This window comes from Streptomyces sp. NPDC048590 (assembly GCF_043199535.1).
GTDB lineage: Bacteria > Actinomycetota > Actinomycetes > Streptomycetales > Streptomycetaceae > Streptomyces.
Genome location: NZ_JBICWC010000002.1, coordinates 38,600 through 53,575, shown reverse-complemented (window position 1 = coordinate 53,575; position 14,976 = coordinate 38,600). Strand labels below are relative to the sequence as shown.

General features: G+C 70.5%; 11 protein-coding genes. 2 read left to right on the top strand and 9 right to left on the bottom strand.

Annotated elements, in window-relative coordinates; translation table 11 throughout:
* Nucleotides 1-2: 2 nt before the first annotated feature.
* The gene (locus ACGFNN_RS04690; RefSeq protein WP_393552981.1) at nucleotides 3-4,160 is read right to left on the bottom strand and encodes a molybdopterin-dependent oxidoreductase; all 4,158 of its coding nucleotides are present in this window, start codon (nucleotides 4,158-4,160) and stop codon (nucleotides 3-5) included.
* A 216-nt stretch (nucleotides 4,161-4,376) separates the two neighbouring features.
* Between ACGFNN_RS04690 and ACGFNN_RS04685 the strand changes: the two genes are divergently transcribed.
* Both ACGFNN_RS04685 and lnt read left to right on the top strand, forming a co-directional pair.
* Nucleotides 4,377-5,240 (top strand): universal stress protein, encoded by an 864-nt coding sequence (locus ACGFNN_RS04685; RefSeq protein WP_393552980.1) that lies wholly within the window; start codon nucleotides 4,377-4,379, stop codon nucleotides 5,238-5,240.
* A gap of 137 nt (nucleotides 5,241-5,377) precedes the next feature.
* Nucleotides 5,378-7,012, top strand: coding sequence for an apolipoprotein N-acyltransferase (gene lnt, locus ACGFNN_RS04680; protein WP_393552979.1), 1,635 nt, complete (start codon nucleotides 5,378-5,380; stop codon nucleotides 7,010-7,012).
* Here lnt and ACGFNN_RS04675 read toward each other — a convergent pair.
* The 8 genes from ACGFNN_RS04675 to ACGFNN_RS04640 all read right to left on the bottom strand — a co-directional run bounded on the left by ACGFNN_RS04675 (nucleotide 6,936) and on the right by ACGFNN_RS04640 (nucleotide 14,124).
* Nucleotides 6,936-7,841 (bottom strand): Gfo/Idh/MocA family protein, encoded by a 906-nt coding sequence (locus ACGFNN_RS04675; protein ID WP_393552978.1) that lies wholly within the window; start codon nucleotides 7,839-7,841, stop codon nucleotides 6,936-6,938. The genes lnt and ACGFNN_RS04675 overlap by 77 nt on opposite strands.
* Nucleotides 7,842-8,053: 212 nt before the next feature.
* Nucleotides 8,054-8,533, bottom strand: a complete 480-nt coding sequence (locus ACGFNN_RS04670; protein ID WP_393552977.1) for a hypothetical protein — start codon at nucleotides 8,531-8,533, stop codon at nucleotides 8,054-8,056.
* Between the two features lie 75 nt (nucleotides 8,534-8,608).
* A complete protein-coding gene (locus ACGFNN_RS04665; RefSeq protein WP_393552976.1) occupies nucleotides 8,609-9,328 on the bottom strand; it encodes a uracil-DNA glycosylase in 720 nt (239 codons plus the stop codon).
* 91 nt (nucleotides 9,329-9,419) lie between these two features.
* Nucleotides 9,420-11,000 (bottom strand): ABC transporter substrate-binding protein, encoded by a 1,581-nt coding sequence (locus tag ACGFNN_RS04660; RefSeq protein WP_393552975.1) that lies wholly within the window; start codon nucleotides 10,998-11,000, stop codon nucleotides 9,420-9,422.
* A gap of 118 nt (nucleotides 11,001-11,118) precedes the next feature.
* Nucleotides 11,119-11,874, bottom strand: coding sequence for an SDR family oxidoreductase (locus ACGFNN_RS04655; RefSeq protein ID WP_393552974.1), 756 nt, complete (start codon nucleotides 11,872-11,874; stop codon nucleotides 11,119-11,121).
* A gap of 22 nt (nucleotides 11,875-11,896) precedes the next feature.
* Nucleotides 11,897-12,658, bottom strand: coding sequence for a 3-oxoacyl-ACP reductase FabG (gene fabG / locus ACGFNN_RS04650; RefSeq protein ID WP_362665119.1), 762 nt, complete (start codon nucleotides 12,656-12,658; stop codon nucleotides 11,897-11,899).
* A 201-nt stretch (nucleotides 12,659-12,859) separates the two neighbouring features.
* Nucleotides 12,860-13,243 (bottom strand): DUF3037 domain-containing protein, encoded by a 384-nt coding sequence (locus tag ACGFNN_RS04645; protein ID WP_362665117.1) that lies wholly within the window; start codon nucleotides 13,241-13,243, stop codon nucleotides 12,860-12,862.
* Nucleotides 13,240-14,124 (bottom strand): HipA family kinase, encoded by an 885-nt coding sequence (locus ACGFNN_RS04640; RefSeq protein ID WP_393554023.1) that lies wholly within the window; start codon nucleotides 14,122-14,124, stop codon nucleotides 13,240-13,242. Before ACGFNN_RS04640 ends, ACGFNN_RS04645 begins: the two co-directional genes overlap by 4 nt.
* Between the last annotated feature and the right edge of the window lie 852 nt (nucleotides 14,125-14,976).

Sequence of the window (14,976 nt, the reverse complement as noted above, 5' to 3'; positions counted from 1 at the left end):
GCTCAGTAGACGTCGCGCACGTACCGCTTACCGGCGGACAGTTGTTTGACGTACGCGGCGGCGGCGTCCTCCTGGAGTCCGCCGTGGGCCATCGCGATGTCGCGCAGGGCACGGTCCACGTCCTTCGCCATCCGGGAGGCGTCGCCGCAGACGTAGAAGTGGGCACCGTCCTGGAGCCATGACCAGAGCTGGGCGCCGTGTTCCCGCATCCTGTCCTGGACGTAGACCTTGGCTCGCTGGTCACGGGAGAAGGCGGTGTCCAGCCGGGTGAGGGTGCCTTCCCGTCTCAGTGCGTCGAGCTCGTCCCGGTAGTAGAAGTCGGTCGCCTCGCGCTGCTCCCCGAAGAACAGCCAGTTGGGCGCCCGGTGGCCCAGGGCCCGGCGCTCGCCGAGGAAGCCGACGAACGGGGCGACCCCGGTTCCGGGACCCACCATGATCATGGGGGTCGCGGGGTCGGCCGGCGGCCTGAAGTGAGTGGCTCGCTGGACGAAGAGCGGGACGGTGCTGCCCTCTTCGGCGTCCGCGAGGAAGGTGGAGGCCACGCCCTTGCGGAGGGTGCCGTGGCGGTTCTCGTAGCGGACGACCGAGACGGTCAGCCTGACCAGACCCGGGTCCGTGAGAGGACTGGACGAGATGGAGTAGAGCCTCGGCCTCAGGCGGGTGAGGGTCTCGGTCCACTCGGCGGCGGTCGCGCGCACCGCGTGCTCGGCGATGACGTCGACCGCCTGCCGCCCCCAGGTCCACTGCGCGAGTTCGCCCTTGTTGTCCGGGCGCAGAAGCTTCTTGAGGGTGCGGTCCCGGGTGCGCTCGGCGACCAGTCGCAGCAGTCCGGGTGTGATCCTTGCGATGTCCAGGTGGCGGTGGAGTGCCTCGGAGAGGGGGACGGATCCGACGCCCTGCACGTCGACGGGCTCTGCCGGGTCCAGACCGGTGACGGCGAGCCACTCCGACACCAGCCCCGGGCAGTTGAGGGCCTCCACGCCGAGCGCGTCGCCCGCGTCGTAGGTCAGGGGGACGGGGCTGTCCTGGGCGTCGAAGGTGAACCGCCGCACTTCCTTGGTGGCGCCGGGGAGGCTGAGCAGTTCGTTGCCCACGAGCCGTCCCGTCACGGTCCTCGCCGCACGGGCCGGTACGGGCGGCGCGGCAGACGGTCCCATGGGGGCGGGCGGCACGAGGACGGGCGGCACGGGGGCGGCGGCCGGGGCAACTCCCAGCGCGGCGGAGACCTCGTCGAGCCACCGCCCGGCCTGTGCCTCGTAGTCCGGTTCGCAGTCCGTTCGGGGCACGAGGCGTAGGGCACCCAGTTCGCCGAAGCGTTCGTCGAGCCGTCTTCCGTGGCCGCAGAAGTCGTTGTAGGAGGAGTCCCCGAGGGCGAGCACGGCGTAGCGGACGCCGTCGAGCCGGGGCGTGTCGGGGGTGTTGAGGGATTCCCAGAACCCTGAGCCGTTGTCGGGGGCGTCACCGTCCCCGAACGTGCTGGTGACCACGAGGAGGTCGGCCGTGCGCGGAAGTCCGTCGAGCGGTCGCTCGTCCATCTCGACGAGGGTGGCCGCGCGGCCCTCGGCGATCAGCCGTCGTGCCGCCTCGGCGGCGACCTCCTCGGCGTTGCCGGTCTGCGAGGCCCACAGGACGACGACCTCGCGTGCCGGCCGGTCCCCCCTCACCGGGGTCTGCGCCTCCCCATGGTCGGCGGGCCGGGCGTACATCCCTGCCAGCACCCCGTTGACCCACAGGGCGTGATCCGGGTGGAAGGGCGCGTTTCCGGGCAGTACCGGGGCGCCGTCCACCGGCCGCGTGGCCAGGCCCGCGAGGAAGCCGGACAGATAGCGGCGTTCGGTGCCGGTGAGGACGGGAGGGGCCGTGTCCACGATGCCGAACACTTCGGCGGACGGGGAGGGTGACGCGGTGGCGTCCACCAGGGCAGGAACCTCGGCCGCGGGCAGCGGGACGGGTACGGGTTCGACGGCCGCGACCTTGGCGAGGGTCACCGCGCAGACCTTGAACTCGGGCTGGAGGGAGACCGGGTCCACGGCGTCGTTGGTGACGGCGTTCACGCTGAGGTACTCGCCGAAGAGGTCGTTCCAATGGAAGGGCGCGAAGCAGTCGCCGGGCCTCACTCGGTCGGTCACCACGGCGGGGAGCACGGCCCTGCCGCGACGCGATGCCACCTCGACCGAGTCCCCTTCCACGATCGCGAGGGCGGCGGCGTCCCGCGGGTTGATCTCCACGAACGGGCCGGGGTTGAGCTTGGTGAGCTTGGCCACCTTCCCCGTCTTGGTCAGGGTGTGCCACTGGTGCTGCAGACGGCCGGTGTTGAGCACGAAGGGGAAGTCGTCGTCGGGCAGCTCGGCCGCCGGCATGTGCGGGCGGGCGTGGAAAATCGCGCGGCGGCTCGCCGTGGGGAAGGCCAGCCGGGGGACGCTCCCGTCGGGGCGTACGGCCAGAGTCTGGCTGACTCCGTCGTTGAGGTAGCGCACCGGGTTCCGGGCCGGGCCGTCGGGGGATGCGCTCGGCCACTGCACGGGGGTGCGGCGCAGCCGCTCGTAGCTGACTCCCCGCAGGTCGTAGCCGGTCTTGGGGTTGTGGGCGCGCTTGAGCTCCTCGAAGACCTCCTCGGCGCTGTCGTAGCGGAAGGCGTCCTCGTACCCCATCTCGCAGGCGATCTCGGCGATGATCCGCCAGTCCGGCCAGGCCTCGCCCGGGGGATCGAGGGCCCTGGTGGCGAGGGTCAGATTGCGCTCGGAGTTGATCATGACGCCCTCGGCCTCGGCCCAGAGTGCGGCAGGCAGGGTCACATCGGCGTAGGCGTTGGTCTCGGTGTCGGCGAACACGTCCTGGGTGACGACGAAATCGGCCGCCTCCAGCCCCTCGATGACGGTGCGCCGGTTGGCGACGGAGGCCACCGGGTTGGTGCAGATGATCCAGCAGGCCTTGATCGCGCCTTCCGACATCCGCCGGAACATGTCGACCGTCCCGGCACCCGGGGCGTCCGTACGCAGGGTTCCGGGCTCCAGACCCCACAGCTCCTCGATGTGGGCTCGGTCGTCCTCCGCCCCGAGGACTCGCTGGCCGGGGAGTCCTGGGCCCATGTAGCCCATCTCCCGGCCGCCCATCGCGTTCGGCTGGCCGGTGAGCGAGAAGGGGCCGCTGCCGGGCCTGCAGAGGGCGCCCGTGGCCAGGTGGAGGTTGATCAGGGCATTGGTGTTCCAGGTGCCGTGGGTGCTCTGGTTGAGGCCCATCGTCCAGCAGCTCATCCACTCCCCCGCCTCCCCGATCCACCGGGCGGCGAGGCGGATGTCTTCCTCGGGGACGCCGGTGATCTCCGCGACCACGGCGGGCGGGTAGTCCCGCAGGAACGCGGGCATCGCCTCCCAGCCCTCGGTGTGCTCGGCGATGAACTCCGGGTCGGTGTGGCCGTTCTCCACGAGGAGGTGCAACAGGCCGTTGAGCAGGGCCAGGTCCGTACCCGGGCGGACGGGCAGGAAGAGACCGGCCTTCTCGGCGGTGGCGGTGCGCCGGGGGTCCACGACGATCAGCCGGGCCCCGGCCTTCACCCGTTCCATGAGGCGGAGGAAGAGGATCGGGTGGCAGTCCGCCATGTTCGAGCCGATGACGAGGAAGGTGTCGGCGTGGTCGAAGTCCTCGTACGAACCGGGCGGGCCGTCGGCGCCGAGCGAGAGCTTGTAGCCGCTGCCCGCGCCGGCCATGCAGAGCCTGGAGTTCGACTCGATCCAGCTGGTGCGGACGAAGCCCTTGGCGAGCTTGTTGGCCAGGTACTGCGCCTCCAGCGTCATCTGCCCGGAGACGTAGAGCGCGAGCGCGTCGGGCCCGTGCTCGTCGACGATCGCGCGCAGCCGCCTCGCGGTCTCCTTGACCGCGGCCTCCGTGGACAGCGCCGCGGGCTCCTCGCTGCGGTCGGCCCGTACCAGAGCCGTGGTGAGCCGGCCGGGCGCGGCGAGCATCTCGGCGCTCGTCGCTCCCTTGGTGCAGAGCCTGCCGCCGTTGGTGGGGTGGTCCTTGTCGCCCGTGGCCTTCAGGACCTTCCGGCGGCCGTCCGGCCCGCTGCCGATGTCGAGGACGATGCCGCAGCCGACGCCGCAGTACGAACAGACCGTCCGCGTCCGGGAGGGAGCGTCCGGCTGCGGATCCGGTGCGTTCATGGAGTCCCTTCCCGAGGAGCGGTGGTACCACGAAGGTAGGAAACGTCCGTTTCCCGGGTGTCACACCGGACGATCAGGCGTGGTTACGTCCCCTGCACAGACTGCGGACCGCTGCGGTGAGGCCCGCCGGGCTTCCGGGATGCGATCGGGCGATAATCACCTTTCCGGGCTTTTCGACCCGGCCCGGGAGTTCCCTCGATCGCCCAGGAGGCCCGTATGAGCGCCGACGACCTTCCTGTCATCGCGGCGGTGGACGGCTCCACCCACGGATGGGAGGCACTCGACTGGGCCGCCGCCGAGGGGCTGCGCCGGGGGTTGCAGTTGGTCATCGTGCATGTGCGTCCGTACACCGGGCGTACGGTCGCGGAGAGCGATGTGCGGGAGGCCGAGGAACTGCTCGGCGAGGCCGTGGCACGTACCTCGCGGTCCGCTCCCGGGCTCCCCGTCTCGACCCTGGCTCCGCTGGACTTCCCCTCGGCCGCGCTCACCTCGCTCAGCCGGGACGCCTCCATGGTCGTGGTGGGATCCCGTGGTCTCGGCGGATTCCGGGCCCTGATGATCGGTTCGAACAGCCTGGCAACCGCCTCCATGGCGCACTGTCCCGTGGTCGTGGTGCGCACCGGCCGGAGCGACGAGGACGCGGGCGGTTCTCCGGAGTCCGCGAAGGACGTCGTGGCGGGGGTGGCGGCGGACGAGAGCAGTGGGGCGGTCCTGGATTTCGCCTTCGAGGCGGCGGCCTCTCGTCCCGGCGCACGGCTGAGGGTGGTGCACGGATGGACGATGTTCTCGTCGCTGCTGTCGGGAGGCCCCGTCTTCGACAGTGAGGCTGCATCGGCCTCCGCCGACCTGGCGCTCGCCGAGCTCACCGCGGGCCGGGGCGAGAGCCATCCGGAGGTGCAGGTCGTGCGCGAGCCGGTGCGGGGCTCGGCGTCACGGACCCTGGTCACCGCTTCGGCGACGGCCGCGTTGACCGTCGTCGGGCGGCGCAAGGGCGGTGAGGCCCTCGGACTCGGTCTCTCCCCCGTGGCGCAGACGACCGTGACCCACGCCCTCGGCCCGGTGGCCGTCGTCCCCGCCTGATCGCCCGTCCGGGACGTAGGCGGCTTCGCCGCCCGCCTCCGGGGTACCGGCCCCGGTGACGGCGGCACGCCCCCTGTGCGCTGCTGATCTTCTGGACCACACTGGGAACGGACGGACGAAGGGCGAGGAGGGCACGCATGCCGATGTGGGGCGGGCGGCGATCCGGCGTTCGGGCCGGCGGGGACGACGGGCGGCCGTACGAACGGCTGCTGCGTTCCCGGGTCGGCCGCGGAGCCACCGCTCTGTGCGCGGGGGCGCTGCCCGCCCTGGCGTTCCCGGCGCCCGCCCTCTGGTGGTTCGCGTTCGTGGCGCTGGTGCCCTGGCTGCTGCTGATCCGGTCGGCCGGCACCGGGCGTCGCGCGGCGGTGGACGGCTGGCTCGGGGGCACCGGCTTCATGCTCGCCGTGCACCACTGGCTGATGCCGAGCCTGCACGTGTTCATCCTGGTGCTCGCGGCCCTGCTGGGGCTTCTGTGGGCACCCTGGGGTCTGCTGGTGTCCCGGCTGCTGAGCGGCTCACCGTCGGTCCCGCGTGCGGTGGCCGCGATCGCCGTGGTGCCCTCGGGATGGCTGATGATCGAGCTCGTCCGCTCCTGGGAAGGGCTCGGTGGGCCCTGGGGTCTGCTGGGCGCGAGCCAGTGGCAGGTCCCGCTCGCGCTGCGCACCGCTTCGGTGGGCGGGGTGTGGCTGCTCAGTCTGGGTGTGGTGGCGGTGAACACCGTGCTCACCGTACTGATCGCGCTGCCCGCGGCCCGGCGCGCGGCGGGGGCCTGTGTGGTGGCGGGCGCGGTCGCCGTGGGTGTGATCGCCGTGTGGGCGCCGCGCCCCGAGGAGACCGGCAGGACGAGGATCGCGGTCGTCCAGCCGGGCGTGGTCGACGGCCCCGGCAGCGTGGAGCGCCGGTTCGCCCGCAGTGAGCAGCTGACCCGCGAACTGGCCGGCCGTGAGGTGGACCTCGTCGTCTGGGGTGAGAGCAGCGTGGGCGTCGACCTGTCCCGGAGCCCCGGCACCGCGGACCGGCTCGCGGCGCTGTCGCGTCTGGTCGGGGCGGACCTGCTGGTCAACATGGACGCCCGGCGTACGGAGGGGCCCCACAGCGCGGGTATCTACAAGTCCGCCGTACTGGTGGGCCCGCAGGGTCCGACCGGTGACCGCTACGACAAGATGCGGCTGGTGCCGTTCGGTGAGTACGTGCCGGCCCGCGGGGTGCTCGGCTGGGCGACCTCGGTGGGAAAGGCGGCGGGCGAGGACCGGCTGCGCGGCACCGCGCCGGTGGTGATGGACGTGCCGGGGGCCGACGGCCTGCGCGTCGGCCCGCTGGTGTGCTTCGAGTCCGCCTTCCCCGACATGAGCAGGCAGCTGGTGAGGGACGGCGCGCAGCTGCTGGTGGCGCAGTCCTCGACCTCCACCTTCCAGCACAGCTGGGCACCCGCGCAGCACGCGTCGCTGGCCGCCCTGCGTGCCGCCGAGACCGGCCGCCCCATGGTGCACGCCACCCTCACCGGCGTGAGCGCGGCGTACGGCCCGCGGGGGGAGCGGGTGGGCGCGCCGCTCGGTACCGACACGGCCGGGGCGGCCGTCTACGACATGCCGCTCAGCCGCGGGACCACCCTCTACGTCCGGCTGGGTGCCTGGCCGGTGTACGGCGCGCTGGCGGTCCTGGCCGTGTTCTTCGGAGCCGCGGGTGTGCGGGCCGTCAGGACGCCCGCTCCGAGGCCTCCAGAAGGATCCGCTCGCACAGCCGGTGGGTCTCCAGGGCGTCCTGCGCGCTGAGCACCGTCCCTGCCCGCACGGCGTCCAGGAAGGACAGCACGCTCTGCTCGATGCCCCGCTGCCGGGCGACCGGCACCCAGTCCCCGCGCCGGCGCAGGGTCGGCTGACCCTTGTGGTCGACGACGTCCGAGAGATTCAGGATCTGCCTCTTGGAGTCCTGCCCCGAGACTTCGAGTACCTCCTCGGTCGACCCGTTGAGCCGGTTCATCATGCCGATCGCCGTGAATCCGTCACCGGACAGCTGCAGGACCACGTGGTGCATGAGGCCGTCGGCGATCCTCGCTCGCACGACGACGTCGGACACCGGGCCGGGGGCGAGGAATCGCAGGGTGTCGACGACGTGGATGAAGTCGTCGAGCACCATGGTCCTCGGATCCTCCGGGAGCCCCACCCTGTTCTTCTGCAGGAGGATGAGGTCACGCGGGTGCTCGGCGCACTGTGCGTAGGCGGGCGCGAGCCTGCGGTTGAAACCCACGGCGAGACCGGTGCCCCGTTCCTCCGCGAGGGTCACCAGCCGCTCGGAGTCGTGGAGTTCGTATGCGAGCGGCTTGTCCACGTAGGTGGGGACACCCGCCTCCAGCAGCCTGCCCACGATCTCGGCGTGCGCGGCGGTCGGTGCGTGCACGAACGCCGCGTCCAGGCCTTGCCCGAGAAGCGTGGTGAGGTCCTGGTGACGGTGCGCCGGGGGGATCCGGTGCGCCGCGCCGACGGCTTCGAGCGTTGCCGGGGTGCGGGTCTGGAGGTGCAGTTCCACACCGGGCAGTGCCGTGAGTACCGGCAGGTACGCCTTCTGAGCGATGTCGCCGAGTCCGATGCAGCCGACCTTCACGAGGTTCTCCCTGTCGCCTTGACCAGGGGCTTTTCACGGTCGTGTCCTCTGCTCCCCCTGGTCACGGCAGCATACGTGCGCCGCGGCGGCTCCCGGTCGGAGATTGCCGTCGAACGTGCGCAGGACGATCCCCGGGCCGAGGCAGGAGGCGGCGGACATCAGGCCGGGCGCGGAGGGCCACGGCCGGGGTGGACGAGAGCCGCGTCAGCCGTTCATCCGTCGGGCGTGCCGCCCCGGAGCCGCTGCTCCATCCGCCCGAGGAACGCGCGGACCGTATCGCCGTAACCGTCGTCCTCCAGCACCCCCGCCGTCCCCCACGCACGGTCCAGATGGATACCGGCCGCCTCGAAACGCTGGAGCTTGACGTAGTCCGCCGCGAGGTTGAGATGCAGCAGGGGCACGAGCGCCCGCACGGCGGACGCGTCCCGTTCGGCCGCCGGGCCACCTGTGGGGGCCTCCGCCGCCGTCAGCGCCCTCAGGTCCCATGCCAGCTCGTCCCCGGGATCGTCCTGGGTGTCCGCCATGTAATGCGCGAGGGTGCAGCGGTGCAGGGCGTCGCCGCACTCCCCGATCTCCGACCAGAGGGCCCCGAACCGGTTCCGGGCTTCCTCCCGGTCCCCGGCGTGGAGCAGCATGATCGCCTGACCGATCCTGGTCATGACGGTGTCCCCCGACATCTCCCGCTGCTCCACGTCAGAGGTCTCCCTGGTCAACGCCCGGCCTGTTCCGGTCGCTCAGACGCTAGCCGCAGGCACCGGGAATCAGGCTCAGGCGCGGGCCTCGGCCGCCGGCCGGGTCACCTGCTCGCCCAGGTCCGGGATCCGCCAGTCGATGGGCTCGTGCCCCTGGGCGGCGACCGCGGCGTTGATCTGCGTGAAGGGACGGGAGCCGAACCACTTCTTGGCGGACAGCGGGGAGGGGTGCGCGCCCTTGACCACCACGTGACGGTCCTGGTCGATCAGGGGAATCTTCTTCTGGGCGTAGTTCCCCCAGAGCACGAAGACAGCCGGGTCGGGCCGCTCGGCCACCGCACGGATCACCGCGTCGGTGAACTTCTCCCAGCCCTTGCCCTTGTGCGAGTTGGCCTGGCCACCGCGGACCGTGAGCACGGCGTTGAGCAGGAGAACGCCCTGCCCGGCCCACGGCATCAGATATCCGTTGTCCGGGACGGGCAGGCCGAGCTCGTCGTTCATCTCCTTGTAGATGTTGCGCAGCGAGGGGGGTGTTTTGACCCCGGGCCTGACCGAGAAGCAGAGCCCGTGTCCCTGGCCCTCGCCGTGGTACGGGTCCTGGCCGAGGACCAGCACCTTGACCTGGTCGTAGGGGGTGGCCTCCAGGGCGGCGAAGACCTGGTCACGCGGCGGGTACACCGGCCCTTCGGCCCGCTCCTTCTCGACGAAGTCGGTGAGCTCCTCGAAGTAGGGCTTCTGAAGCTCTTCGCCGAGTACGCCGCGCCAGGATTCGGGCAGCAGGTCGGTGTCGGTCACGTCCACAACCTCCGGTAAGCAATCGGTTCTTGTCCACAGAACCTACCGGGAGCCACTGACATCGACACCGGACCGGCCCGCCGCAACCCTCCTACCAGCTGGTCTTGCGGTACAGCTCCCACATCTGCATGACCGTCTGGGGGTCGAGAGCCCGCTCACCGCCGCCTATGTCCTCCCTCGACGCGACGTAGAGCTTGCCCTGCCACAGGGGCAGCAGGCGCACGTCCTTGACGAGGATCTCCTGGGCTCGCTTGAACTGCTGGGAGACCGCGCCGCGGTCGCTCTCCTCACGGGAGGAGGGCAGCAGCTCGTCGGTGATCTCACGGTTCAGGTACGGCATGCCGGTGACGCTCTCCTGGCCCACGAAGGGCGCGACGAAGTTGTCCGGGTCCGGGAAGTCGGGGAACCAGCCACGCCCGAAGACCGGGTACTGGCCCTTGGTGAAGCCCTCCTGGAAGGACTTCCAGGGGGCGCTCTTCAGCGTGATCCGGAAGAGGCCGGACGCCTCGAGCTGGCGCTTCAGCTCGGCGAACTCGGGGGCGGTGGAGGAGCCGTAGCGGTCCGTGGTGTACCACAGGGTCATCTTCACCGGCGCGGTGATGCCCGCGTCGGAGAGTATCGCCCTCGCCTTGCCGACGTCCGGGTCACCGTAGGTGTCGAAGAAGCTGGTCGCGTGCCCGGCGATGCCCTTGGGGACCATCGAGTAGAGCGGTTCGGCGGTGCCCCGGTAGACCTTGGCGACCAGGGCGTCGCGGTCCACGAGCTGGGCGATGGCCTGGCGGACGGCGGGCTTCCCGGCCGCCGGGTCCTTGGGGTTGAAGACGAGGAAGCGGATGTCTGCCCCGGTGGACTCGACGACCTGAAGGCCGTTGTTGTCCTTCTTGTTGTCCTCCAGACCGATGACCTCCTCGGCGGTCAGACCGCGGTAGGTGGCGTCGATCTCCTTCTTCTTCAACGCGTCGACCATGCGGGCGGAGTCGTCGAAGTAGTGGATCGTGACCGCGTCGTTCTTACGCTTCGCGAACCCCTTGTAGCCGGGGTTCCTGGTCAGCTGCGCCTGCTTGCCCGGCTCGTACGAATCCAGGACGTAAGGTCCCGATCCGGTGACCTTGCCGTCGTCGCGGACCCGGTCCGCCGGGTAGTCGCCGGGGGCGACGAGCGACATCGCCGGGGTCGCCAGGATGAACGGGAAGGTCGCGTCGGCCTTGGAGAGGTGGAAGATGACCGTGTCGTCGCCCTTGGTCTCCACCCGGTCGAGAGATCCGAGGAGGCCGGCGGGACCACCCTTGACCTTGATCTTCGATATGCGGTCGATGGAGTACTTCACCGCCTCGGCGTCGACCTTCTCACCGTTGGAGAACGTCAGTCCGGAGCGCAGTTTGCACCGGTACGCCATGCTCGTGGCATCGGTGAACCGGCATTCCTCCGCCGCGTCGGGATCCGGGCTCGTGCTGCCGGTCGGGAAGCTGACGAGGGTCTGGAAGACGTTCCTCATCAGCTCCCAGGAACCGTCCCAGGCGGCCGCGGGATCGAGGGTCGAGGGCGAACTCGTCGTTCCGACCGATATCTTCTGATCGACTTCCGAGCTGCTGTCGGACAGCAGACCGCAACCGGTCAGCACAGAGAGGGAAGCAAGGGCTGCAGCAACCTGCAGGCCGGCCCGGTAGAACACGTGCACGCTCCTCGATCAGCCGTGGGTCGGCAGACCATATCGCAGTGCCCCGCCGGAGCAATCCGCAGGCCCGGCGGGGCACTTGACTCAATCAGGACCAAACCGACGCAGTCCTACCTCAGGCGACGCCGGCGTTCAGGAAAATACCGCCGTCGACGACGAGCGTCTGCCCCGTGACCCACTCGGACTGCCCGGAGGTGAGGAACGCGGCCGCGCCCCCGATGTCCTCGGGAACACCCAGACGCCCCAGCGGATAGGCGGCGGCGGCCTCGGCCTCCCGGCCCTCGTACAGCGCCTCCGCGAACTTCGTCTTCACCACGGCCGGCGCGATCGCGTTGACCCGCACGACCGGCGCGAATTCGTGCGCCAGCTGGAGGGTCAGGTTGACCATGGCGGCCTTGCTCATCCCGTAGGCGCCGATGAACGGCGACGCGGAGACACCCGCGACCGAGGCGATGTTGACGATCGCACCGCCGTTCTCCCGCTGCCACGCCTTCCAGGTCTGCTGGGCGAACCCGAGCGCCGAGATCACGTTGGTCTCGTAGACCTTGCGGGCGACGTTGAGGTCGAGCTCGGCCATCGGCCCGAAGACCGGGTTGGTACCGGCGTTGTTGACCAGGTAGTCGACCCGTCCGAACGACTCCATGGCGCGCTCCACCGCGGCAGCCTGGTGGGCCTCGTCGTGGGCCTTGCCCGCGATTGCGACGGCACGGTCGGCGCCGAGCTTCTCGACGGCCTCCTTGAGGGCGTCCTCGCCGCGGCCGGTGATCACGACGCGGTCGCCCCGGGCGACGAACGCCTCGGCGATGCCGTACCCGATGCCCCGGCTCGCACCGGTGATCAGCGCGACCTTGCCACTGTCCTGCACAGTCATGTTGTCCGCAGCCCTTCCGGGGTCAGTTGAGCGGTCCGCCGGCGACGTACATGACCTGGCCGGACACGAAGCCCGCGTCCTCACCCGTGAAGAAGGCGATCGCGTTGGCGATGTCCTCGGGACGCCCCACGCGCTGCACCGGGATCTGCGTCGCGGCGGCCGCCTGGAACTCCTCGAAGCCCATGCCGACCCGTGCGGCCGTCTGGGCCGTCATCTCGGTGACGATGAAGCCGGGCGCCACGGCGTTGGCGGTCACGCCGAACTTGCCGAGCTCCTTGGCGAGAGTCTTGGTGAAGCCCTGGAGGCCCGCCTTCACCGCCGAGTAGTTCGCCTGACCGCGGTTTCCGAGCGCGGACGAGGAGGAGAGCGAGACGATCCGGCCGAACTTGGCCTCGACCATGTGGGACTGGACGGCCTTGGCCATCAGGAACGCACCCTTGAGGTGGACGTTCATCACCATGTCCCAGTCGGACTCGCTCATCTTGAAGAGCAGGTTGTCGCGGAGCACGCCCGCGTTGTTGACGAGGATCGTCGGTGCGCCGAGCTCGGCGGCGACCCGCGCGACGGCGGCCTCCACCTGGGCGCTGTCCGACACGTCGCAGCCGACGGCGATGGCCTTGCCCCCGGCGGCGGTGATCTTCTCGACCGTGTCCTTGCACGCCGCCTCGTCGAGGTCGAGTACGGCTACGGCGCGGCCCTCGGCCGCCAGACGTACGGCGGTGGCGGCGCCGATGCCCCGTGCCGCTCCCGTCACGATGGCGACGCGCTGCTCGGTGGTGGACATGCTTGGTTCTCCTCGCCCTTGGATCGCGGCTCAGCGGACGTCAGGAAGTTCCCGATAACTGAGCAACCGCTTAGTACCTTCAGCAGACGAGACGCTAGAAGCCCTGGCACCCGGTGTCAACGGCCCACGGGTGTACGGGCGTATGTCACACCTGTCGGCTCCGCCCGCCGTACGGCCGGGGAAGGCGGAGCCGACAGGGATTCAGCGCACCATCAGGTCGAAGAGCCGCTCGACCTCGGCCTCCGGGTCGGCGGTCAGACCGCTGTGCACCACGCCCGGCTGGACGACCGTGGATCGCGGCGCGATCAGCCAGCGAAAGCGCCTGCCCGCGTCGTCGCCTGCCGCCTGCCCCGCCGCCTCACCGCCGCCGCAGACGCCTTCCACGGCGCGCAGCGCCGCCCGCACACCGCGCACGTCGGCCTGCGGATCCAGCGCCATGAGCTTGCCCTCGTCCAGGTGCGTCCGTGCGGCGACGAACGACTTCGCCCGGCAGTAGACGAGCACCCCCGCGTTGAAGCACTCGCCGCGCTCGACGCGGGGAACGACGCGGAGTACCGCGTACTCGAAGACATCTCGCCCGCTCATCGGTCGCCGCCCTTGCCGTCTCGCGCCACGCCTGTCCGCGTCTCGCGGTCCTTCCTGGTGGGGTGGGGCCAGGCCGCCAGGTGATCGGTGAGCCACCCCGGGACCTGGGAGGGACGGGGCTTCGACGGCCCTTCAAGGACGATGCGCCGGTGAATGCCCTCGGCGCGGGCCAGCAGCGGCTCCACGTATGCCCTGCGCAACTGGTCGGTGGTCTCGAATCCCGGCTCGCCCTCCAGCCAGGCGTCGGGGACCTGCGCCGTCACCTCGGCGAGCAGTGCCTCCGTGACGAGCGGGGCGAGCTCGGCCGCCGCGGTGGCGATGTCGGGTCCGAAAGGCGCGAGGACATGGTCGGAGGCGTTGTAAGGCTTGGCCGCGGAGGCCTGCGCTCCGGGCCAGTTGTGGTGCCAGATCATGGTGGCGCCGTGGTCGATCAGCCAGGGCTCGCCGTGCCATACGAGCATGTTGGGGTTCCGCCAGGACCGGTCCACGTTGTTGATCAGGGCGTCGAACCAGACCACCCTCCCCGCCTCCGCCGCGGAGACCTCGTAGGCGAGGGGGTCGAAGCCGATCGAGCCGGGCAGGTAGTCCATCCCGAGATTCAGCCCGGCGCTGGCCTTGAGGAGCTCCTGCACCTCCTGGTCCGGCTCGGCGAGCCCGATGACGGGGTCGAGCTCGATCGTCACCAGCTCCGGGACACGCAGCCCGAGCCTCCGGCCGAGCTCCCCGCAGATGACCTCGGCCACCAGCGTCTTGCGCCCCTGCCCGGCCCCGGTGAACTTCATGACGTACGTGCCGAGATCGTCGGCCTCGACGATCCCGGGGAGCGATCCGCCCTCACGCAGAGGCGTGACATAGCGGGTTGCTACGACCTCTTCCAGCACTTTCTCAGGCCACCCATTCTCTTCGACCTTGCAATCCACGGACGACTTCTCCGGGGCCTGGAGGCGGGCATCACCGGTCGACGACGAGGGGAATCCGTGGAGCCCCGGCCGGCGAGCCGGTCTCCCCGCCCCGATCGGACCGTCGACGGCGCCGCGCCCCATGCTGCCTGCTTCCGGCATGAAGTGAGCATAGTAACCGAGGGTGACCGTCAGGCGATGAGCGCCCGAGCCATCGGCCGACGTCACGTCGGAGTCCCTGTCTCCGATGTTTCGATGGGCAGGAGTGCCGAATCGCTCGGAAAGCGTCCACGAAGACCACCAGGAGGACGAGGAGCGAAGGTTACCGAGGTTGACGGTCCAGCCGAGGCCGACGCGACGGGCCGCCATTCGCCGGGTCGCCGGTGTCCCCGGAGCCCGGACATCCGGTCGGCCTCCGCGGCAGGTCCGATCGCCGCCCGAGCCTTGCCCCGGCACCCGCGCCTTCTCCCCCGAAGTGCGCCCCTCACGACGCCGTCCGCACGAGGCCGCTCGGTCGTGCCATGCATGACCGATCAGACGGCACTCGGCATCCTCCTCCAGGGTTACCGCGACCCACACGATTGATCGAACACAGCATCACGGCCCGCCGCACCCTGCTGTCACACGCCGAATCCCCATCAGTCGGAATCCAGTTCGAGGAATCGCCCGCCCTCACCCGTTACGGCGACAGAAGAACCATCGTTACCCGATCACCTGTCCGCATTTCGTTCCGAGGAGGCCCGATGCATCCCGTACACCGCTCTGTGCCCTTACACCCTGCGTTCGAAAATGCCACCGCCGTCCACACCGCCGACGGGAAACCCCGGCCGACCG

Excerpts from the sequence above, each read along its gene's own strand:
- ACGFNN_RS04690 (WP_393552981.1), bottom strand. The coding sequence starts at position 4,160 with ATGAACGCACCGGATCCGCAGCCGGACGCTCCCTCCCGGACGCGGACG.
- ACGFNN_RS04685 (WP_393552980.1), top strand. The coding sequence starts at position 4,377 with ATGAGCGCCGACGACCTTCCTGTCATCGCGGCGGTGGACGGCTCCACC.
- lnt (WP_393552979.1), top strand. The coding sequence starts at position 5,378 with ATGCCGATGTGGGGCGGGCGGCGATCCGGCGTTCGGGCCGGCGGGGAC.
- ACGFNN_RS04655 (WP_393552974.1), bottom strand. The coding sequence starts at position 11,874 with ATGACTGTGCAGGACAGTGGCAAGGTCGCGCTGATCACCGGTGCGAGC.
- fabG (WP_362665119.1), bottom strand. The coding sequence starts at position 12,658 with ATGTCCACCACCGAGCAGCGCGTCGCCATCGTGACGGGAGCGGCACGG.
- ACGFNN_RS04645 (WP_362665117.1), bottom strand. The coding sequence starts at position 13,243 with ATGAGCGGGCGAGATGTCTTCGAGTACGCGGTACTCCGCGTCGTTCCC.